Origin of the sequence: Rhizobium laguerreae, assembly GCF_019778565.1 — a bacterium.
Classification (GTDB): domain Bacteria; phylum Pseudomonadota; class Alphaproteobacteria; order Rhizobiales; family Rhizobiaceae; genus Rhizobium; species Rhizobium laguerreae.
In genome coordinates, this window is the sequence record NZ_JAAXQT010000012.1 from 89,132 (window position 1) to 108,726 (window position 19,595).

Here is a 19,595-nt window from a genome sequence, read left to right on the forward strand (position 1 = left end):
CCAATCCTAGTTCTCGCCCCGGCAATTCGCGCATCCTGCCGTACTTGCCGCACGAAGAAGATTATTTTGCATAAAATATTCAGAATAGATGAAAACTGCGCGAAAAAACCGCGTTGTTTTATCATTATCCTTCGCAAGTTCAATTCACCCGGAACCATGCATGCCAGATCAACCCTTTCCTGCTCTTCGCGTCGATGATCTCCATAAAAGCTTCGGCTCGCAACAGGTTCTCAAGGGTATCTCGACGCAGGCCGAGAAGTCCGATGTGATTTCGATCATCGGCTCGTCGGGCTCCGGCAAGAGCACCTTTCTCAGATGCATCAATTTCCTGGAAACGCCTGATCGTGGCCGCATCGCCGTGAACGGCGAGGAAATCGCGCTGAAGATGGGGCGGGGCGGCCGGCTGCAGCCGCGCAGCTGGCGGCAGATCGAACGGATACGGACCGGACTGGGGATGGTCTTCCAGAGTTTCAATCTCTGGGCCCATCGTACGGTGCTGGAAAACGTCATCGAGGCGCCGGTGCACGTCATGGGTATTTCGCGGCGCGAGGCCATCGAAAAGGCCGAGGCCCTGCTCCACAAGGTCGGGCTCTTCGATAAACGCGACGCCTATCCCGCCTTCCTCTCCGGCGGCCAGCAGCAACGCGCGGCGATTGCGAGGGCGCTGTGCGTCGATCCTGATGTCATGCTGTTCGACGAACCGACATCGGCGCTCGATCCGGAACTGGTCGGCGAGGTCCTGAAAGTCATCCGCGATCTCGCGGAAGAGGGCCGGACCATGCTGATCGTCACACATGAAATGCGCTTCGCCCGCGATGTCTCCAGCCGTGTTCTCTTCCTGCATCAGGGACGGATCGAGGAGGAAGGCCCGCCGGAGCAGATATTCGGGGCGCCCGTCAGCGCCCGCTGCCGGGAATTCACCGGCCTCAGCGCCCATTGATGCGCATCGATCTATCATCGACAACACAAACCAGGAGAATCCTGCGAATGAAACTGCTCCCCACACTGTTCGCCGGCGCGGCACTCGTGCTTTCCGCCGTCACCGCACAGGCAGAGGTCCGCTTCGGCGTCATGAACGAATCCTATCCGCCGTTCTTCGCAAAGGACGCCTCCGGCCAATGGCAGGGATGGGAAATCGACCTGATGAATGCCGTATGCGAAGAGATGAAGGAGAAATGCTCGATCGTCGAGATTTCCTGGGATGGTCTCATTCCGGCTCTCCAGAGCAAGAAGTTCGACGTGATCTGGTCGTCGATGTCGAACACCGCGGAACGCTCGAAGGTGATCGACTTCACCGACAAATATTACAACACGCCGAGCACCTTGATCGGCCCCAAGGACCAGAAGCCCGGCGCTACCGCCGAGGACGTGAAGGGCAAGACCATCGGCATCCAGGTGTCGACGATCCAGTCGGAATATTACAAGAAGTATTTCGCCGCCGCTGCGGAGGAAAAGACCTACCAGACGCTCGATGAGGCGTTCCAGGATCTTGCCTCTGGCCGTATCGACTATGTCTTCGGCGATTCACTGGCGCTTGACGCTTTCCTGAAAAGCGATGGCGGCAAGGATTGCTGCGCCAAGATGGGCGACGTTGCCGACGACAAGGAGATTCTCGGCGCCGGCGTTTCGGGCGGCCTGCGCAAGGAAGACACTGAGCTGAAGGCCAAGCTGAACACGGCGATCGCTGCCGTCCGCGCCAGTGGCCAGTATGACGCCATCAACAAGAAATACTTCGATTTCGACATCTACGGCGCAAAGTAAGCAGCCGGAACGATGGCGACCGCGCAACAAGGTATTCTGGACCTGCTGTCTCCCTATCCTCCGGGATGGGGCGGCGTCCTTTTGGCAGGTGCGGTCTCCACGATCGCCATCTCGGCTTGCGCCTTCGCGATCGGCTTGCTGCTCGGCACCGGCGGCGCACTTGGGAAGCTCTCGGGCAATCGCATGCTGCGGCTGCTGCTCGATCTCTACACCACGCTGATCCGCGCCGTTCCGGAACTGATCCTGATCGTCGGGCTCTATTATGCCGGCACTGATGGCCTCAACCGACTGCTCGCCGCGTTGGACCTGCCGCCTGTCAATGTGAACGGCTTCGTCGCGGCTATCGCCGTGCTCGGTTTTGTCCAGGGTGCCTACATGACGGAGGTGCTGCGCGGCGCGATCCTTGCCATTCCCGTCGGCCAGATCGAGGCCGCCAAGGCCTTCGGCATGGGGCCGGTGCTGAGGTTCCGCCGCGTCCTGCTGCCGGCGCTCCTACCGAACGCGCTGCCGGGTCTTGCCAATCTGTGGATGTCGGTGACCAAGGACAGCGCGCTGGTGGCAGTCGTCGGCTACCAGGAACTGGCGCTCGCCACCCGACTTGCCGGGGCAAGCACCAAGCATTACTTCGTCTTTTTCCTTGCTTCGGCCCTTCTCTATCTCGCCATCACGCTCGTTTCCAACGTCGTCTTCAAACTGATCGAGGGACGGGTACGGCGGGGGCAGCCGCGCCTTGCCTGAAGAAAGCGCCCCATGAATTTCACCTGGATCTCTTCCTATTGGCCGCTGCTTCTGACCGGCGCCTGGCAGACCGTTTGCCTGCTGGTAATCTCGGTGGTGTTCGGCTTCGTCATCGCCATAGGCCTCGCCTTCGCGCAGGTCAGCGGCGGCAGACTGACGCGGCTGCTCGCGCGGAGCTACTCCACCTTCTTTCGCGGCACGCCGCTGCTGATACAGCTATGGCTTCTCTACTACGGGGTGGGCTCACTGCTGCCCATGGTCCCCGGCATCCGCCAGAGCCTGTTCTGGCCGGTCCTGCGCGAGGGCTTCTTCTTCGCCGCCGTCAGTTTTACCCTGAACTACGCAGCCTATGAGGCAGAGGTGTTGCGCGGCGCGCTGCTTGCCGTTCCGAAGGGCGAGCTCGAAGCCGGCCGGGCCTTCGGCCTCTCACCCTGGATGCTGATCCGCCGCATCTGGCTGCCGCGCGCCATTCGCATTGCCCTGCCGACGATTGCAGGAGAAATCGTCATGCAGCTCAAGGCGACGCCGCTCGCCTTTACGGTGACGGTGATGGATCTCTATGCCGTGGCCAACAAGGTTCGGCAGGACACGCTGCTCGTCTATGAACCGTTGCTGGTCGTCACCCTCTTCTATCTCGCCCTGACCGCGGTGATCGCCCATGTCTTTCGAGGTCTCGAAGCGCAGGTGCCAATTCGCCGCTAGGTCGATGAATCCCGCTACTTTGTTTTGAAAGCCCGCAGCCGAGGACGGCGCGACAGCCTGAATGGAGATTACCTCATGAGCACCACGCGAATTCTCGACGGCGGCATGAGCCGCGAACTTCTGCGGCTCGGCGCCGAACTGAAGCAGCCCGAATGGTCGGCGCTGGCGCTGATGAATTCGCCTGACATCGTGCGAGAGGTACACCAGGAATTCATCGCCGCCGGCGCCCAGATCATTACGACGAACAGCTATGCGCTCGTGCCTTTTCACATCGGCGAAGAACGCTTTTGGACGGAGGGGCCGGCGCTGATCCGTCTTGCCGGTCGCCTGGCGCGCGACGCCGCCGATGCCGCTACCGACAGGAAGGCGCTGGTAGCTGGTTCGCTGCCGCCGATCTTCGGCTCCTACGAGCCGCAGAATTTCGAACCTTTGCGGGTGCAGGACTATCTCGCAGTGCTTGTCGAAAACCTCGCGCCCTTTGTCGATATATGGCTCGGCGAGACGCTGAGCCTGATCGCCGAAGGCGAGGCTGTCCGCAAGGCGGTAGCGGCATCAGGCAAGCCGTTTTGGATTTCCTTCACCTTGGCGGATGACGAGGCCGCGATCAAGGGCGGCGAGCCGAAGCTTCGCTCCGGCCAAAGCGTGGAGGACGCGGCATCCTGGGCGGTGTCATCAGGCGCCGAAGCCTTCCTGTTCAACTGCAGCAAGCCCGAGGTGATGCAGGCGGCGGTGGAAACCGCGGCGCGCGTGTTCCGGAAGATGGACGATCATATCGAAATCGGCGTCTATGCCAATGCCTTCGAAGGGGAAACAGGCGAGGCAGCCGCCAATGAAGGCCTGCACGACACGCGCGACGACCTGAATGACGACACCTATTCGCGCTTTGCCTGCTCCTGGGCCGAAGCCGGTGCGACGATCATCGGCGGCTGCTGCGGCATCGGCGCGGCCCATATCCATCGCCTGAGGAAGACGCTGTTGCGCTGAATAGCCGAGAGTGAGGTTGCTGCCGGCAATCGCAATTCTCGGGCTTTATTGATCCTCTCGGTGAAGTGACAGCGCGAGCGCTTTCATCCGCTTTCGGCTGATCAGCTTCGGCGCCATCACCCTGATTTCTGAAAGATGCAGGGCGCTCAGCCTCGTTTTGGCCGGGTCGGGGCGTGGTCCAGGCCGGCGGCGGCCTTCTTCAGGCAGTCGAGGTAGCGGTCCCGGTTGGCGATGCCATCGTCGCGCGGGGTGACGAGGCAGAGCGTCGCGGCTGCATGGCCTTCCTCGCCCCGCACAGGTACGGCAAAACAGTGCGTGAAGCTGTCGACGATGCTGTTGAAGGTGAAGAGACCTTCACGCTCGGCCTGGCGCACTTCGGCGATGAAGGTTTGCGGCTCGAGCCATTCGCCGTTCGGCAGGCGGAAATCCTGCGGCGGAATGAAGTTCAGGATTTCCTGATCCGACAGATGCGCGACGAGCAGGCGGCCCGACGCCGTCCACGGGATCGGCACCGACTGCCCGACATCCGTCGAAATGCGGAAGGGGCGTGCGCCTTCGCGCATGCGAACGACCGTGTATCTGTTTCCATCCAGCATGCAGAACTGCGCCGTCTCCCGCGTCTCGTCGGCAAGCTGTTCTAGTGCGGCCTCGCATTCGCGGGTGAAGTCGAAATGGTTCTCATAGGCTGCGCCGAGGAAATAGAGCTTGCGGCCGAGATAGACACGCCCCTCGCCGCCGGTGAATTCCAGAATGCCATTCTGCAGCAGCAGGTTGACGAGCTCGTAAACCGATGAGCGCGGCGCGCCGATCTGCGCGGCGATTTCATTCGGCTTCAGGGCCTGCCGTTTCTGGCGCAGGAAATCGAGGATCTCGAAGGCGCGGTCGAGCCCTCGGGCGCGTTTGCCGGCTGCTTCGTCCTGAACTGCATCCATTGCTGTCGATCCCTTTTTTTGTCCGGCCAAGCTTTTCAAGCCGTCTGCCGTATCTGTCAATCGATCCCGTCATTCCCAGGGAATGAAATTTTCCCACCCCTCTTGCGAGGTGGAAAAATCGGCATAAGATCACCTCGTCCAATATATAGATCATATGTACGCTATATTGGACACAGATGGCAAGCCGTCAACGCTGCCGCACACAAAAAAGGGGATCGAAATGAAGAATCTTGAAAACGGCACTTCCGCTTCGCTGCGCCGCCGCCTTCTCGCGGGTGCCGCCGCCGCTGCGGCACTCCTGGTCTTTTCGGCCGGTACGGCCTCGGCCGCCGCCAATTGCATCAAGGGTGACAGGAAAGCGCCCTATACGATCGGCTGGGCAAACATCTACTCGGTGCCGACCTGGATGAAGCAGACCGAAGGCACCATCACCGCTGAAGTGGAGGAGCTGAAGAAGGCGGGCCTGGTAAAGGATCTGATGATCACGGACGCGCAGGGCAATGCCCAGACGCAGATCCAGCATATCCAGTCGATGATCGACGCCAATGTCGACGCCATCGTCGTGATCGCCGGTTCCTCCAACGCGCTCGACCGCGTCATATCCGATGCCTGCGACAAGGGCATTGCCGTCGTGAATTTCGACAGTCTGGTCAATACCGACAAGGTGACGGCGAAGATCAACACCGATTCCAACGAATGGGGCGCGACCGCTGCCAAGTGGATGGTCAGCCAGCTCGGCGGCAAGGGCAAGATCATCATCATGAACGGCCCGGCCGGCATTTCGGTGAGCGATGACCGCCGCAAGGGCGCCCAGCCGGTCCTCGATGCCAATCCCGGTCTCCAGGTGATCACCGAGACGAACACGGAATATAACGTCGCCCCGGCACAGGAAGCGATGACCAGCCTGCTCTTCGCCAATCCCGAAATCGACGGCGTGCTGTCGCTCGGCGGCGCGCTATCGGCCGGCTCCGTCCTCGCCTTCGAGCGCCAGGGCCGCGACCAGGTGCCGACAACAGGCGAAAACGCCAGGCAGTTCCTGGAACTCTGGAAGGAGAAGGGACTGAAGGGCTGGGCGACCATGCAGCCCAACTGGCTCGGCGCGCTGTCCGTTTACACCGCCGTGCAGGCGCTGGAAGGCAAGGACGTTCCGGCCTTCGTCAAGGTGCCGCTGCCCGTCATCGACGACAGCACGATCGGCAGCTACCTCGCACGGGCCGACAAGTTCCCGGCTGACGGCTATATCTACTCGGACTACGACAGGGCGCTCTTCGACAAGCTGCTTGCCAAGTAATCCGCCCAAGTAATCCGGGGTTGAGGAAAACCGTCATGACGGAAGAAAGACCCTTGCTGGAAGCCCGGCAGGTGTTCAGAGGATTTTTCGGCAATCCCGTGTTGAAGTGCGTCGATATCGCCCTTCTGCCGGGCAGGGTTCACGCCCTGCTCGGCGAAAACGGCGCCGGCAAGTCCACGCTTATCAACCTCCTGTCCGGCGCTCTGCAGCCGGACGGCGGTTCCATCCTCGTCGACGGCAAGCCGGTCGAACGCTTCAGCCCGGCGGCTGCGCGCGCGGCGGGTATTGCCGTCGTTCAGCAGGAGCTGAGCCTGACGGCCAGTCTCTCGATTGCCGAAAACATCGGGCTCGGCGCATTTCCGCGCCGGTTCGGCCTCATCGATTACAGAGCGCTCCATCGCGGCGTGTTAGACGTCTGCGATATGGTGGGACTCACCGAGCCGCTCGACATGCCGGTCGCCGACCTCGCGCTCGGCCGACGCCAGATGGTGGAGATCGCCAAGGCGCTGTTCCGCAAGCCGCGTGTGCTGATCCTGGACGAGCCGACCTCATCGCTCTCCGCGCACGAAGCCGGCATCCTTGCCCGCCTGATCGAGACGCTGAGGGACCGCGGCACGGCACTTCTCTATATTTCCCACCGCCTCAATGAAGTGCAGGCGCTCTGCTCGCATGTCACCGTGCTGAAGGATGGCGTGGTCACCGCCGACCAGTCGCTGTCGGGCATCGACGGCGAAGGCCTGGTGCGCCTGATGGTCGGTCGCGAGACCGGCGACCTGTTCCCGCCGCACCTGGCAGCAGCGCCCGGCCCGATGGGCATCAGCGTCGAAGGTTTTTCCGCCGGCATGGTGCGTGACGTCGGCTTCTCCGCCCGTGCCGGCGAGATCGTCGGTATCGGCGGGCTTGTGGGGCAAGGACAGGAAGACCTGCTGCTCGGCCTCTACGGCGCGATTCCGGCCTCGGCCGCTCGCGCGGAAGTATCCGGCAAACCCGCCCTGCCCGCCGATGTCGGCGAGGCGAATGCCGCCGGCATCGTCTATGTCCCGGCCGACCGCAAGCATGAGGGACTGGTGCTGCCCCACTCCATCGCCTCCAATCTCATCCTGCCCTCGCTTGGACGGCTCGCGCGCAAATGCTTACGCGACCGGCCGGCGGAAATCGGCCTGGTCGCCGACCTCGCGCGCCGGCTGACGATCAAGGGCGACACGGCCCGCCCGGTGCAGGCGCTTTCCGGCGGCAACCAGCAGAAGGTGGCGCTCGCCAAATGGCTACCGCTCGATCCTTCCGTTCTGCTCCTCAACGATCCGACGCGCGGCGTCGACATCGAGACCAAGCGGGAAATCTACCTGATGCTCCGCGCCTTCGCCGCCGAGGGGCGGCTCGTCATTCTGGCCAGTTCCGACACGCCGGAGCTCGTGCATCTCTGTGATCGTGTCGTGGTTCTGCGCGAGGGGCGCGTCGCCGCGGTGCTGTCGCAGGATGAAATCAGCGAAGGAGCGATCGTCAGCGCGGCCATGGGCATCACCACCACGACGCAGGGAGAGGCGGCATGAGCACAAGTTCGTCCTCCCGGCTCTACGGCTCGATCCAGCTCCGCCGCAACCGCGGCCTTGCCGGCCTCTATCTGGTTGTCGCCGCGTTTCTCATTCTCTATGCGCTGCTCTTTCCCGGCATCCTTTCGATCGGCGGCTTCTCCAAGTTCACGCAGAACTGGTTCCCGCTCGCGCTCGTCACCATGGCGCAGGCGCTGCTCATGCTGAACGGCGGCATCACGCTGGCGATCGGCCCGCTCGTCAGCCTTGGAGCGGTGATTGCCGCGACGACGATGGAAGGGGCGCTCGGCGTGCCGGGCGGCATTCTTGCGGTCTCGCTTGCCGGTCTTTCGATCGGTGCCGTCATTGGCGCCATCGTCACCTATCTGAGATTGCCTGCGATCATCGTCACGCTCGCCGGCTCCTTCATCATCGGCGGGGTCGCACTCATCCTGCTGCCGCGGCCGGGTGGGTTCATTCCCGATTGGCTGTCGACGGTGCTGGCCGGCCACACGCCCGTCGCCTTCCTGCTGCTCATCGTGATCCTGGTGCTCTGGAAGGCCTTTCTTGCAACGCCGCTCGGCCTCGGCATCTACGCGGCCGGCGACAATCCGGTCGGCGCGTTCCGCTCCGGTGTCCCGGTCGAACGGGTAAAGGTTGTCGCCTTCGCCCTGTCCGGCCTTCTCGCAGCCCTAACCGGTCTCTTCGTCGCTGCGCAGACCGGGTCGGGTGATCCCGTCATCGGCACGCCCTTCACGCTGAACTCGATCGCCGCCGCCGTGCTCGGCGGCGTGGGTTTCCTCGGCGGCAAGGGCACGATGCGCGGCGCGATCTGCGGCAGCCTGCTGCTCTCGGTGATGATCAACGTCATGTTCTTCCTGGGTTTTCCGCCGGTCGCGCAATATGTCGCGCAAGGCCTGATCATCGTCGGCGCGGTCGCCGTGCCGGAACTTCTTGGGACTTGGAGAGCAAGGCGATGAACATGATCAGGTCCGCGTTCCGCAATCCGCCGCTGCTGACCTTCCTTCTGGTCGCGCTCGTCTGGATCGTCGCCAGCGTCTCGCTGCGTGGTTTCGGAGCCTATGGCCACCTGCGCTACCTGCTCGAACTCGCCGCGGTGATCGGCATTGCCGCCGCCGGCCAGACGCTTGTCATCCTGATGGGCGGCATCGATCTCTCCGTCGGCGCGGTCATAACAGTCACGGCGATCCTGCTGCCGCTGATTTCGCCCGCCTGGGACCCGACCGGCCTCGCCGGCATTGCGGCGGCCCTTGCGATCGCCACCACTATCGGCCTGATGAACGGTGCCGGTGCTGCCTATCTGCGCGTGCCGCCGATCATCATGACGCTGGCCATGGCGACCTTCCTGCAGGGGCTGCTCGTCATCGTCGCCGGCGGCAGCGCGGTCACCGTCAGCAATCCGGCGGTCATTCTGCTCGGGCAGGCGCGGCCGTTCGGCATTCCCTCAGGCATTATCCTGTGGCTCGTCGTCGCGATCGTCGTCCTGCTGCTCGTCCACCGCATGCCGATCGGCGCCCGTTTCCTGGCGCTTGGGGCGAACCCGCTGGCGGCCCGACTTTCCGGCGTCAGCGTCACGCGCAACACGCTGATCGTCCACTCTCTGTCGGGTTTTTTCGCAGGGCTCGCCGGCATTCTCGTGCTCGGCATGAACCGGCAAGGTTATGTCGGCATCGGCGATCCCTATCTGCTGACCTCGATCGCCGCCGTCGTGCTCGGCGGCACCTCCATCCTCGGCGGCCGCGGCACCTATGCCGGAACCATTCCCGGGGCAATCCTGCTCGTCACGACGACGGCGCTGATTACTGTCGTCAATGCCTCGCCCGGCTGGCGCTCGATCATGTTCGGCACCTTGATCCTTGCCCTTCTGCTCGTTTCCGGCCGCGAGGCGCGCCGATGATGGAGCGCTACGACGGGCCTGTGATCGACCCGCATCACCACCTCTGGGACTTAAGCCTAGAACGCCATCCCTGGCTGCAGAAGGCGCGCGCATCCGGCGAGGAGATGGTTTTCGGAAGCCTCGCACCGATTCTGCGCGACTATGGCATCGACGATTATCGCGCCGGTGCTGCCCGCCAGAACGTGATTGCAACCGTGCATGTGGAGGCCGGCTGGTCCGATGCGCATCCGCTGGAAGAGAGCCGCTGGCTGGATGGCCTCGACCGCAGCTCCGGTGTGGCGCATCGTTATATCGCGCGCGTGCCCCTCGACGGGCCGGACGCCATGCGCCTGCTCGAGGCGGAGGCGGCGAACCCGAATGTCGTCGGCATCCGTGATATTCTGAGCTGGCATCCGGACGCGGCGAAGAGTTTTGCGCCGCGCCCGAACCGTATGGCCGATCCCGCCTGGCGGGCGGGGCTTGCCGAGGCCACGCGGCTCGGATTGGTCTTCGATCTGATGCTCTATCCCTGGCAGATGAGCGAGGCGCTCGAACTGGTGCGCGCTTTTCCGGAAACGCTTTTTGTGCTCAACCACGGCGGCAGCCCGGCGGATCGGACGGAGGACGGCATGGCGCTCTGGCGTCGTGGTCTGCGGGCGCTTGGCAATGAGCAGAACACGCGACTGAAGATCTCCAACCTGGTCGCCTATGACAATAAGTGGACGCTCGAAAGCCTGCGGCCGGTGATCGAGCACTGCCTCGATTGTTTCGGTCCGGCGCGCGCCATGTTCGCGAGCGACTTTCCGGTTGCGGGCCTGCATGCCTCTTTCGATGAGGTCTACCAGGTTTTCCGCACGGTCGCCTCGCAGCTCTCTTACGACGAGCAGCGCGCTCTGTTCTTTGCCAGCGCCAACGACACCTATCGCCTCGGTATCGCCGATCCGGCCGAGATCAGGAGTGGCTGCCATGTCTGACCTTCATAGCGCGACGGAAAACGTGCTGATCGACGAGCGGGTGCGCGGCTTTCCGCCGGGCAATCCGCCGCTTCCGCTTGATGCAATCGGCAAACAGGGATGGAAGCCTTATGACGGCAGGATGGCCCTGCCGCTGATCTCGCTCGACCGGCAGGCTTTCTCCGGCAATGTCGAACTGATGATGGCCTATGTGAAGAGCCACGGCGCTGATATCGCGCCGCACGCCAAGACACCGATGTCGACGGCGCTGGCGGAGGCACTTCTGGCGGCAGGCGCCTGGGGCACGACGGTCGCCGATATCCGCCAGGCCGCCGTCCTGCTCAAGGCGGGACAGCGCCGGCTGATCCTTGCCAACGAGATCGGCGGGGCCGCCGCCGCCCGCCGGCTTGCGGCCCTGCTTGGCCACTATCCCGATGCGGAGCTGCATGTCTTCGTGGATTCGACAGCGCTGGTCGAGGCTCTGCGTTCCGCCTGGCAGGAACGTCCCGATCTGCCGCCTCTCGGCCTGCTGGTGGAGTTCGGCGCCGGCCGCGCCGGTGCCCGCGGCATCGACGCCGCCGAGGCAATTTTCGAGGCGATCCTTGCCGTGGAGACGCCGACCTTCCGGCTGACCGGCATCGCAGCCTATGAGGGCGCGGCGGCGACCGCTGATGCGGAAGAGACGATGCGTCGGATCGAGGCGCTGATGGCGGTGACATCAGATTTCCTGCCGAAGGTGCGCGCCCGTATAGGCAAGGAGCGGCCGCTCTTCGTGACGGCCGGCGGCTCAGTGTTTTTCGACGTGGTGATTGCCAGGCTTTCCGCCGCCGTCGCGGCCGATCCCGCCTGCCGGCTGGTGCTGCGCAGCGGCGCGATCTTCTTCCACGATCACGGCATCTACGAACGCGGCCTTGCCGGCCTCGATGCACGCGGCGGTTTCCGCATCGGCGGCGAGACGGTTTCGGCGGCCGCGGGTTTCCATCCGGCGCTGCGGCTCTGGGCTGAGGTCCTGTCCCGGCCGGAGCCGCGGCTGGCGATCTCAGGCATGGGCATGCGCGACGTGGCGATGGACCAAGGCCTGCCGCGGCCGTTGGCGCTCTATCGCAATGGTGCGTATCTCGCCGATCTCGCGGGCGCCGAAGTTTTCCGCCTCAACGATCAGCACGCCTTCATTAGCCTTGCCGACGGCAGCGGCGTCGCGGTCGGTGACGTCATCGAGTACGGCATCTCGCATCCCTGCACCTGCCTTGACCGGCATGCCATCCTCTACGGCCTCGACCCGGACCATTCGGTGACGGCGGCCTATCTGACCAGCTTCGGCTGAACTCTCCCTCCAAAAGCAAGAAAAGGAAAACCCGCAATGATCCAGCGTTATCAGAAAGGTTCGCGTATGAGCCAAGCCGTCAGCTACGGCGGTCTCGTCTATATTGCCGGCCAGGTCGCGGAAAATCGCAAGGCTGATATCGAGGACCAGACCCGCGACGTGCTCGGCAAGATCGACGCCCTTTTGAAGGAGGCCGGCATCGATCGCTCGCGCCTCATCGCCGTCAACGTCTTCCTGCCGGCGATCGTCGATTTCGAAGCGATGAACAGCGTTTATGATGACTGGATCGACATCGAAAACCCGCCGGCCCGCGCCTGCACCGAAGCTCGTCTGGCCGATCCCGATCTGCGCGTCGAAATGACCGCGATCGCCGCTCTTTGACGGCATCGCAACCGCCCGCACTGGAGACATCATGCACAGCGGTCTCGTCAATCCGATCGACTTTTTGCGCGAGGGCCGGCAAGCCGGCCACCTCGCCATTCCCTATTCGATCGACCGGTCGCCCTATTATCAGATCCGCATTCCGATCCTTCGCCTGAAAAATGGCGAGGGGCCGTCTTTGCTGCTGATGGCCGGCAATCATGGCGACGAGTATGAGGGCGAACTCCAACTCGGCCGGCTGATGCGGATGCTTGTTGTCGCCGAAATCCGCGGCGCCGTCACCATCCTGCCGATGGCGAACCTGCCGGCGGTAATGGCGGCCAAGCGCTGCTCGCCCTTCGACGGCGGCAACCTCAACCGGGCGTTTCCCGGCGATCCCAGCGGGTCACCGACGGCGCGGCTCGCGCATTTCCTCGAACACGAGCTCTTTCCGCGCCATGACGTCGTGCTCGACCTGCATTCGGGAGGCACCTCCATGACCCACCTGCCCTGCACGCTGATCGAGCGGCAGGCCGATGCCGCCCGTTTCGAACGGTCGGCTTCACTGATGCGCGCCATGGGTGCCGCGCATGCCTTCATCGCCGATAACGGGCCGACCGCACCGACATCGATGGGGGCTGCGGCAAGGGCCGGGACCATTGGTCTTTCCGGCGAGTTCGGCGGTGGCGGCACCGTGACGCCTGCGACAATGGCCTTCACTGCGGCGGCAATCGACCGGTTGCTCATCACACTCGGCATCGTCGAGCGCCCGGTGCTGTCGCGCGTGCCGCTCACCGAGCCGGGACCGTTGCAGCTGCTTGCACTATCTAGACACAGCCAGGGCATCTATGCGAACCGCAGAGGCTGGTTCGAGCCGGCCGTTGCCCTCGGCGCTACCGTTTCCGCCGGTGACCTTGCCGGATGGTATCATGACTTGGAACGCCTGGAGCAGCCGGAGGAAGAACTGCGCTTTGCCGAGAGCGGTATTGTCATTTCCCACAGACTGCATTGCGACAGCCAGGCCGGCGACTGCCTGATCCAGATCGCCGAACCCATCGCATCCTGAGGAGCGCTGATCCGCTTAAATGATTGCGTCGACCGCTGCCTTGACCCAGTCGAGGCGCTTTGCCGGTATCAGGCCGTAATTGTAGAAGTTCACGCCGTCAGCGCCGGCGTCGACGGCAGCCTTGGCGCGTGCGGCGAGCACCGCCGGCCCGCTGACTTCGGGATAGAAAACGCGCAGACCGACGCCCAGAAACTTTCCCGGTCCGATTGCCGCCCGGCCGGTCCGGATGACATCGCCGAAGGCATCCGGTTCCATGTCGTAACAGCAGAGGATCGCGCCGTCGCAGAGCTTGCCGACCGCTGTCAGATCGACGCCGCCGAGCCAGCCGTCCTTCAAGTCGATGAGCACGATGCGTGTTGCCGGATCGGCGGCCGCCTTGATCTCGCCGATCAGGCTGGTCACTGGTTCGCTGCGCCAGGTGAGATAGGCATGAAGATCGGGATGGCCTCGAAAGGCATCGGTGCCGGCTGCCGGGAAGTCCGGGAATTGTCGTTCCGGGACAGCGCGTTCGCAGAGTTCGGCGATGAAGCGCGCGACCGATCGGCGTGCACCTTCGACCGGCACGCCGGCCTTTTCGGCGCGTGCCGTGCAATGGTCGCAGAAGCAGAGCGACAGCAGGAAATCGTCTTCGGCGTTCAGGCCGACGCCGTCCTTCTCGTGATGGTATTCATGCGCGAATCCCATGAAGTTCGGGCTCTCGAGCTCCACCATATCGGGCCGGTAGTTCGTCGTGATGTCGCGAACAAGGGTAACGGCGTAGTCCCGCGCCCCCGGGCTGGAGGGGCAAAGATTGTAATAGTTGGGATTGCCGAAGGCGTTGCGCGTCACGTGATCGGGATGCAGCATGCCGAGACGGGTATTGTGCAGGCAGACCGTCCAGCAGGAGACTTTGAGACCCGTCGCCTCGCGTCCCTTGACGAGCGCTTCCAGCATGTCGCCGCGCTCAGTGACATTCCCAGCCATCAGCGGCCGGATCACTTTGTCCTGCCACAGGCTTGCGTCCGGCCGGAAGTAGACGGTCCCGTCTTCGGGGAAATAGGCCTTCTGCCGCGGGCTGCGCGGCTGCAGGAACCGGCCGGCGTGATAGGAGGTCGCCAGACTGACCGTCGTCAGGCCCGCACGGCCGCGAAGCTCGACGGCAAAGGGGTCGAGCCCCTGGTCCTGGATATCCCAGGGGTAAGTCCACATGGAAAGATGCATGGCGTGCTCCCGCTGAATCTGTCCATTTTATAGAACATGTGTCCATAATAGTGTCCAGACTGATCTTTCGGCGCGGGCGGCCATCTCAGATGTCGGCGACGAGGCCCTTGGCTTTCAGCACCGGTTCGAGATTGCTGACCTCGATGACCGATTTGCCCTGCTTATATGCCGCGATATAACCGGCCTCGGCATCTTCGCGGGTCTGTGACAGCCTGGCGACTTCCTGCGCTTCCTGGCGACGCACGACCACCAGGCCGTCGGCATCACCGGCGATGATGTCGCCGGGATGGATGATTTCGCCGCCGACGATGATCGTGTCGTTCACCGCCGCAATGGTTTCCTTCACCGTCCCCTTGATGCAGACGCTGAGCGAGAAGACCGGGAAGCCAAGCTCCCTCAGTTGCAGCGTGTCGCGCACGCCGGTGTCGGTCACGAGACCGCCGATGCCCTTTGCCAGGCAGGCATTGGCAAGTACATCGCCGAAGGATCCGGCCTCTTCGTATTCGCCCGCCGATACGACGATGATATCGCCCGGCTTTGCGTAGTTGATGGCAAGCTGTAGCATGATGTTGTCACGCGGTGCGCACTTCACCGTAAAGGCCGGACCGCACAGTTTCATGCGGTAGTCGACGGGCTTGAGGCGGGAGGAAAGGGCTCCGCGGCGCCCTTGGGCCTCGTGGATCGTCGCAGGCGAAAATTTGGAAACGGCGTCGATATCGGCTTTGCTTGGCCGTTCGGCAATATCTTTAATATGGATCATGGATGCCTCACATCGTTGGCCGACGGCGGGCATGTCCCGCCGTCTGATTTCGTTTGGATATCGTCATTGGATGGTGCCGCTGCCGATCGGCTTACGGGATCGGGTCGAACTTCAGCTCGGAGAGCGATACGACCTTGTCAGTGCGTGTCATCTTGTATTCGGTATCCGGGCCGAGCCACTTGTCCCAGATCTTGTTGATCTCGCCCGATGTGTCGAGCTTGCGAAGGATCTCGTTGATCTTGGCGGTCAGCGCCGGCTGATCCTTGGCCATGCCGATGCCGATCGGCTGGTACAGCATCGGCTCCTCGATCATCCGCATTGCCTTGCCCTTGCTCTTCGATTCATTGACGAACTTGGTCGTCGTCATGGTGTTGGCCACCATGCCGCGCGCCTTGCCCTGCTGGACGGCGAGATAGGCCGAGGCGGTATCCTGGAAGGTCAGCGGGTCGGATTTGTTGAGCTTGATCGACATCTCGGAGGTCGAACCCTTGGTCGAAGCGATACGCTGGCCCGCATAGTCGGCCTTCTTCTTGCCGGCATCGTCCGCCGGCACGATCAGCATTTCCTTGGCGAGATAATAGGGATCGCTGAACTGGATCTGCTCGGCGCGGCTGAGAGTATAGGCAAGGTTGGCAACGGTGATGTCGACGCGGCCGAGCTTGACCTCGGGCACGCGCGCCTCGACCGAAACCGGCTTGATTTCAGCCTTGACGCCCAATTCCTTGGCGATGGCGCCGCAGAGATCGACGTCGAAACCGGCCATTTCGCGGGTCTTCGGATCGGGCGAAGCGAAGGGAGGAACGTCGGCGAAAGTCGCGCAGCGCAGGGTTTTTGCCGACATGATGTTGTCGAGCTGATCGGCCTGTGCGGGCAAGGCCGCCGCCATGCCGGCAAATGCGACGGTGAGGGTTAGGCATTTCCAGTTCATTGCTGTTCTCCTTTGTTTTTGGTGGTTGGTTTCAATGCCTGAGATCAGCGAGGAAACGCTGCGCACGGGGATGGCTTGGATTGTTGAAGAATTCCTCAGGCGTCGCCATTTCGAGGATCTGGCCCGCATCGATGAACCAGACCCGATCCGCGACGTCGCGCGCGAAACCCATTTCGTGGGTGACGCAGAGCATGGTCATGCCTTCCGACGCCAGGCTCTTCATGACGGCCAGCACTTCGCCGACCATTTCAGGATCGAGCGCGCTGGTTGGCTCGTCGAACAGCATCACCGGCGGTTCCATGGCAAGGGCGCGGGCGATTGCCACCCGCTGCTGCTGGCCGCCCGAGAGTTGACCGGGATAGGCCCGCGCCTTGTCGGCCAGACCGACCCGATCGAGAAGTTTGAGGGCCTTGTCCTCTGCAATATCCGGCGCCACGCCTTTCACCCGGATCGGCGACATCGAGACGTTTTCGACCACTGAAAGGTGCGGAAACAGGTTGAAGTTCTGAAACACGAAGCCGATCCGGCTGCGCAGCGTATTGAGTTCCTTTGCCCGCATGGCGGCGTGAATGTTTTGCCCGTCGAGCGTGATCGATCCGCTGTTGATCTCTTCAAGGCGATTGATCGTGCGGATCAGCGTCGACTTTCCCGAACCGGACGGCCCGCAGATGACCACGACTTCGCCGTGCGAGACCTGCGCATCGATATCCTTCAGGACCGGATAGTCGCCGTAGCTCTTGCAGACCTGCGAAAGCCGGATCGTCTGCAATTCCTGTGCTGGAACTGACATGGTCATAGCTGCTCCGATATGATTTTCGATGGCGCGACCAACGCAGCAGAGGGAAGGTTGGAAAGTCCCGCACGCCGCCGCGTGATGCTCCGCTCGAGGCGGTTTGCGAAGTAGGTGAGCGTCCAGCAGATGGCGAAGTAGACGATCGCCAGAATGAGGAAGACCTGGAAAGGCTGCGTCAGGAGCTGGTTGTTGACCTGGCTTGCGGCAAAGGTCAGGTCCGGCACGTTGATCACGTAGCCGAGCGTCGTGTCCTTGATCGTCGAGACGAAGGTGGAGATGATGCTCGGGATCATGTTGTAGAGTGCCTGCGGCAGGATGATGAAGCGCATTGCACCGAGATAGCCGTGGCCAAGCGCACGCCCCGCGTCCATCTGGCCCGGTCCGAGCGCTACGATGCCGGCACGCACGACTTCGCTCAGGAACGCGCTCTGATAGACCACGAGCGTCGTCAGCATCGTGACGAAGCTCGGCACATCAGCGCCGGTCAGCAGCGGAACGAGGAAATAGCTCCACAGGATGAGCATCAAGAGCGGCACGCCCCTGGTGAAATAGACGAGCGCGGTGACCGGCCAGCGCAGCAGCGGCGACTTGGAGAGCCGCGCCAGTGCGAACAGGATGCTGACCGGAAAGGCGAGAGCGATGCTGAGTGCAGAAAGGATCAGCGTGTTGGCGAGCCCGCCGAGCGGCCCGTTCGGATATTGGCCGATCAGCAGCAGCAGCCAGTAGTCTTGGACGATGGCGATCATGTCGTGGATCATGCCCGCGCGCTCCTGGCAGGATCCGCGCGCATCGACAGATAGGCGCCGATGCTCATGATCACGAGCGAGAAGAAAAGGTAGAGAACCGTCCCGATCAGGTAGATCTCGAAGGTCCGGAAGCTAAGGTTCTCGATTTCCTTGACGGCGTGCGTCAGTTCCGAGGCTCCGATGACGACGGCGAGACTGCTGTTCTTGAACAGGGAAACGCTGTGATTGATGAGCGGCGGCAGGGCGTTGCGCACGCCTTGCGGCATGATGACGAAACGCATCGCCGAGAGATAGCCGTGGCCAAGCGCGCGGGCTGCCTGCATTTGGGCGGGGCTGACCGAGCGCACGCCCGACCGAAGATCTTCGCTGAAATAGGCCGCCTGACAGAGACCGAGCCCGATTACCGCAAAGATGGCCTCCGCATTATGGACGGCCAGCCATGTCGCTACTCCGCTTGGCATCAGGGTGAAAATCCCGAAGTACCACAGCATCAGCTGAACCAGGGTGGGGACGTTCCGGTGATAGGAGACGTAAGCGGCAACTAACGGATCGCCGACGCGAAAGGGCGACAAACGCAATGCCAGCAGCAGAAGTGCCAGCGCCATCGCCATAGACCAGGAGCCGGCATAGATGATGAATGTCATCTCGATGCCATGCAGCAGCATGGCGGTATATTCCGGATTTCCGAGGATTGCCGAAAGGTCGAAACCGCTCACGGGTTTGGCTCCCCGGATTGATCCGTCTTCGCTGCAGGTTGGGGCTTTGCCGTCTGCAGGCCGCCCATGACCTGCAGTGTCGGCGTGATCTCCATGTGCCCGATGTTGACGGCCACGGGGGCTGCTATGGCGAAGGCAATCGCGTCGGCGATATCGGTCGCCTGCGGCAGTTCGAAGCCATCGATGAACCGTTCCCTAATGCTGGGGTCATCGCCATGGACGTGATTGAAAATGTCAGTGGCGACCCGACCGGGGCAGATTTCCGTGACCCGTACCCGCTTGCCGAAAGCGTCGATGCGCAGCTGGTTGGACAGCATGCTCACCCCGGCCTTGGTGGCGTGATAGGATGAGTTGCCGCCGAAATTGTAGGCGCCGGCGATCGACGAGATGTTGATGACATGTCCGCGGTCGCGCGCCACCATGCCGGGCACGACCATGCGGCAGATGTGCAGGACCGCCCGGAGATTGACGTCGACGAGGAGATCGATATCGCCCTCGTCGGCTTCCAGGAATTTCTTCGGCCGGTCGACACCGGCGTTGTTGACGAGAATATCGAACTCCACCCGACGTGTGAGTTCTGCCATGGCCTGACGGTCGGTCACGTCGATGACGTGGGCGATGCAGCCCGTCCGCGCAGCCAGCTGCTGCAGCGCTTCGGCGCTGCGGGCAACCGCATGGACCTCGATGTTCTCCCGGCGGAACCGCTCCACCACGGCTGCGCCGATACCGGAAGATGCGCCGGTCACCAGTGCGGTCTTGTAGTCGGAGAATGGCATTGTCGTTCCCTTGTTGTTGATCGAGACAGTAGCGAAGCTTAAACCCCTTGCCTAAGACCGATTATCTCTGGAGCAATAAGCAACGGTTATGGAGCCGGCCCAGGCTGCTGAAGAAGAGAAAGGGCTGATGCCGGACACC

21 protein-coding genes are annotated in these 19,595 nt (G+C 62.7%); 13 read left to right on the plus strand and 8 right to left on the minus strand.

Features of this window, described 5'->3' with window-relative positions:
- Positions 1–160 precede the first annotated feature (160 nt).
- The 5 genes from HFO71_RS30170 to HFO71_RS30190 all read left to right on the plus strand — a co-directional run bounded on the left by HFO71_RS30170 (position 161) and on the right by HFO71_RS30190 (position 4,185).
- Complete coding sequence (locus HFO71_RS30170; protein WP_130671271.1) at positions 161–940, plus strand: ABC transporter ATP-binding protein; 780 nt, start codon at positions 161–163, stop codon at positions 938–940.
- A 47-nt stretch (positions 941–987) separates the two neighbouring features.
- On the plus strand, positions 988–1,761 hold the full coding sequence (locus HFO71_RS30175) for a transporter substrate-binding domain-containing protein (protein WP_062940416.1): 774 nt from the start codon (positions 988–990) through the stop codon (positions 1,759–1,761).
- A 12-nt stretch (positions 1,762–1,773) separates the two neighbouring features.
- Complete coding sequence (locus HFO71_RS30180; RefSeq protein ID WP_221959730.1) at positions 1,774–2,499, plus strand: ABC transporter permease; 726 nt, start codon at positions 1,774–1,776, stop codon at positions 2,497–2,499.
- A 12-nt stretch (positions 2,500–2,511) separates the two neighbouring features.
- Positions 2,512–3,201, plus strand: coding sequence for an ABC transporter permease (locus tag HFO71_RS30185; RefSeq protein WP_221968785.1), 690 nt, complete (start codon positions 2,512–2,514; stop codon positions 3,199–3,201).
- A gap of 75 nt (positions 3,202–3,276) precedes the next feature.
- Entirely contained in the window at positions 3,277–4,185 is a 909-nt protein-coding gene (locus HFO71_RS30190) for a homocysteine S-methyltransferase family protein (protein WP_221959729.1), read from the plus strand.
- A gap of 146 nt (positions 4,186–4,331) precedes the next feature.
- Here the strand turns inward: HFO71_RS30190 and HFO71_RS30195 are convergent, their stop codons facing one another.
- Entirely contained in the window at positions 4,332–5,117 is a 786-nt protein-coding gene (locus tag HFO71_RS30195) for an IclR family transcriptional regulator (RefSeq protein WP_003555474.1), read from the minus strand.
- Positions 5,118–5,337: 220 nt separating this feature from the next.
- On the opposite strand from HFO71_RS30195, the gene HFO71_RS30200 reads away from it, so the two are divergent.
- Genes HFO71_RS30200 through HFO71_RS30235 form a run of 8 tightly spaced genes read left to right on the plus strand, consistent with a single transcriptional unit; the run spans position 5,338 to position 13,537 of the window.
- Positions 5,338–6,408 (plus strand): ABC transporter substrate-binding protein, encoded by a 1,071-nt coding sequence (locus HFO71_RS30200; RefSeq protein WP_221968787.1) that lies wholly within the window; start codon positions 5,338–5,340, stop codon positions 6,406–6,408.
- Between the two features lie 35 nt (positions 6,409–6,443).
- On the plus strand, positions 6,444–7,958 hold the full coding sequence (locus HFO71_RS30205) for a sugar ABC transporter ATP-binding protein (protein WP_221968788.1): 1,515 nt from the start codon (positions 6,444–6,446) through the stop codon (positions 7,956–7,958).
- Entirely contained in the window at positions 7,955–8,917 is a 963-nt protein-coding gene (locus HFO71_RS30210) for an ABC transporter permease (RefSeq protein ID WP_221968789.1), read from the plus strand. The genes HFO71_RS30205 and HFO71_RS30210 overlap by 4 nt, the downstream gene beginning before the upstream one ends.
- Positions 8,914–9,855 (plus strand): ABC transporter permease, encoded by a 942-nt coding sequence (locus HFO71_RS30215; RefSeq protein ID WP_025398268.1) that lies wholly within the window; start codon positions 8,914–8,916, stop codon positions 9,853–9,855. Before HFO71_RS30210 ends, HFO71_RS30215 begins: the two co-directional genes overlap by 4 nt.
- A complete protein-coding gene (locus HFO71_RS30220; RefSeq protein ID WP_221959725.1) occupies positions 9,852–10,808 on the plus strand; it encodes an amidohydrolase family protein in 957 nt (318 codons plus the stop codon). The genes HFO71_RS30215 and HFO71_RS30220 overlap by 4 nt, the downstream gene beginning before the upstream one ends.
- Positions 10,801–12,111, plus strand: coding sequence for an alanine racemase (locus HFO71_RS30225; protein WP_221959724.1), 1,311 nt, complete (start codon positions 10,801–10,803; stop codon positions 12,109–12,111). Before HFO71_RS30220 ends, HFO71_RS30225 begins: the two co-directional genes overlap by 8 nt.
- 36 nt (positions 12,112–12,147) lie before the next feature.
- Complete coding sequence (locus HFO71_RS30230) at positions 12,148–12,492, plus strand: RidA family protein (RefSeq protein ID WP_024320306.1); 345 nt, start codon at positions 12,148–12,150, stop codon at positions 12,490–12,492.
- 31 nt (positions 12,493–12,523) lie between these two features.
- Complete coding sequence (locus tag HFO71_RS30235; protein WP_221968790.1) at positions 12,524–13,537, plus strand: succinylglutamate desuccinylase/aspartoacylase family protein; 1,014 nt, start codon at positions 12,524–12,526, stop codon at positions 13,535–13,537.
- Positions 13,538–13,552: 15 nt separating this feature from the next.
- Here the strand turns inward: HFO71_RS30235 and HFO71_RS30240 are convergent, their stop codons facing one another.
- The 7 genes from HFO71_RS30240 to HFO71_RS30270 all read right to left on the minus strand — a co-directional run bounded on the left by HFO71_RS30240 (position 13,553) and on the right by HFO71_RS30270 (position 19,456).
- The gene (locus tag HFO71_RS30240) at positions 13,553–14,737 is read right to left on the minus strand and encodes a hypothetical protein (RefSeq protein WP_221968791.1); all 1,185 of its coding nucleotides are present in this window, start codon (positions 14,735–14,737) and stop codon (positions 13,553–13,555) included.
- Positions 14,738–14,822: 85 nt separating this feature from the next.
- Entirely contained in the window at positions 14,823–15,497 is a 675-nt protein-coding gene (locus tag HFO71_RS30245; RefSeq protein ID WP_131664852.1) for a 4-carboxy-4-hydroxy-2-oxoadipate aldolase/oxaloacetate decarboxylase, read from the minus strand.
- Between the two features lie 91 nt (positions 15,498–15,588).
- On the minus strand, positions 15,589–16,425 hold the full coding sequence (locus HFO71_RS30250; protein WP_221968793.1) for an ABC transporter substrate-binding protein: 837 nt from the start codon (positions 16,423–16,425) through the stop codon (positions 15,589–15,591).
- A 31-nt stretch (positions 16,426–16,456) separates the two neighbouring features.
- Complete coding sequence (locus HFO71_RS30255; protein WP_221968795.1) at positions 16,457–17,221, minus strand: amino acid ABC transporter ATP-binding protein; 765 nt, start codon at positions 17,219–17,221, stop codon at positions 16,457–16,459.
- On the minus strand, positions 17,218–17,976 hold the full coding sequence (locus tag HFO71_RS30260) for an amino acid ABC transporter permease (protein ID WP_077980868.1): 759 nt from the start codon (positions 17,974–17,976) through the stop codon (positions 17,218–17,220). The genes HFO71_RS30255 and HFO71_RS30260 overlap by 4 nt, the downstream gene beginning before the upstream one ends.
- Positions 17,973–18,680: an amino acid ABC transporter permease gene (locus HFO71_RS30265; protein ID WP_221968797.1), complete on the minus strand. Its 708-nt coding sequence runs from the start codon at positions 18,678–18,680 to the stop codon at positions 17,973–17,975. Before HFO71_RS30265 ends, HFO71_RS30260 begins: the two co-directional genes overlap by 4 nt.
- Positions 18,677–19,456, minus strand: coding sequence for an SDR family oxidoreductase (locus HFO71_RS30270; RefSeq protein ID WP_221988814.1), 780 nt, complete (start codon positions 19,454–19,456; stop codon positions 18,677–18,679). Before HFO71_RS30270 ends, HFO71_RS30265 begins: the two co-directional genes overlap by 4 nt.
- Between the last annotated feature and the right edge of the window lie 139 nt (positions 19,457–19,595).

Coding starts and splice junctions, on each gene's coding strand:
- HFO71_RS30170 (WP_130671271.1), top strand. CDS start 161: ATGCCAGATCAACCCTTTCCTGCTCTTCGCGTCGATGATCTCCATAAA.
- HFO71_RS30175 (WP_062940416.1), top strand. CDS start 988: ATGAAACTGCTCCCCACACTGTTCGCCGGCGCGGCACTCGTGCTTTCC.
- HFO71_RS30180 (WP_221959730.1), top strand. CDS start 1,774: ATGGCGACCGCGCAACAAGGTATTCTGGACCTGCTGTCTCCCTATCCT.
- HFO71_RS30185 (WP_221968785.1), top strand. CDS start 2,512: ATGAATTTCACCTGGATCTCTTCCTATTGGCCGCTGCTTCTGACCGGC.
- HFO71_RS30190 (WP_221959729.1), top strand. CDS start 3,277: ATGAGCACCACGCGAATTCTCGACGGCGGCATGAGCCGCGAACTTCTG.
- HFO71_RS30195 (WP_003555474.1), bottom strand. CDS start 5,117: ATGGATGCAGTTCAGGACGAAGCAGCCGGCAAACGCGCCCGAGGGCTC.
- HFO71_RS30200 (WP_221968787.1), top strand. CDS start 5,338: ATGAAGAATCTTGAAAACGGCACTTCCGCTTCGCTGCGCCGCCGCCTT.
- HFO71_RS30205 (WP_221968788.1), top strand. CDS start 6,444: ATGACGGAAGAAAGACCCTTGCTGGAAGCCCGGCAGGTGTTCAGAGGA.
- HFO71_RS30210 (WP_221968789.1), top strand. CDS start 7,955: ATGAGCACAAGTTCGTCCTCCCGGCTCTACGGCTCGATCCAGCTCCGC.
- HFO71_RS30215 (WP_025398268.1), top strand. CDS start 8,914: ATGAACATGATCAGGTCCGCGTTCCGCAATCCGCCGCTGCTGACCTTC.
- HFO71_RS30220 (WP_221959725.1), top strand. CDS start 9,852: ATGATGGAGCGCTACGACGGGCCTGTGATCGACCCGCATCACCACCTC.
- HFO71_RS30225 (WP_221959724.1), top strand. CDS start 10,801: ATGTCTGACCTTCATAGCGCGACGGAAAACGTGCTGATCGACGAGCGG.
- HFO71_RS30230 (WP_024320306.1), top strand. CDS start 12,148: ATGATCCAGCGTTATCAGAAAGGTTCGCGTATGAGCCAAGCCGTCAGC.
- HFO71_RS30235 (WP_221968790.1), top strand. CDS start 12,524: ATGCACAGCGGTCTCGTCAATCCGATCGACTTTTTGCGCGAGGGCCGG.
- HFO71_RS30240 (WP_221968791.1), bottom strand. CDS start 14,737: ATGCATCTTTCCATGTGGACTTACCCCTGGGATATCCAGGACCAGGGG.
- HFO71_RS30245 (WP_131664852.1), bottom strand. CDS start 15,497: ATGATCCATATTAAAGATATTGCCGAACGGCCAAGCAAAGCCGATATC.
- HFO71_RS30250 (WP_221968793.1), bottom strand. CDS start 16,425: ATGAACTGGAAATGCCTAACCCTCACCGTCGCATTTGCCGGCATGGCG.
- HFO71_RS30255 (WP_221968795.1), bottom strand. CDS start 17,221: ATGACCATGTCAGTTCCAGCACAGGAATTGCAGACGATCCGGCTTTCG.
- HFO71_RS30260 (WP_077980868.1), bottom strand. CDS start 17,976: ATGATCCACGACATGATCGCCATCGTCCAAGACTACTGGCTGCTGCTG.
- HFO71_RS30270 (WP_221988814.1), bottom strand. CDS start 19,456: ATGCCATTCTCCGACTACAAGACCGCACTGGTGACCGGCGCATCTTCC.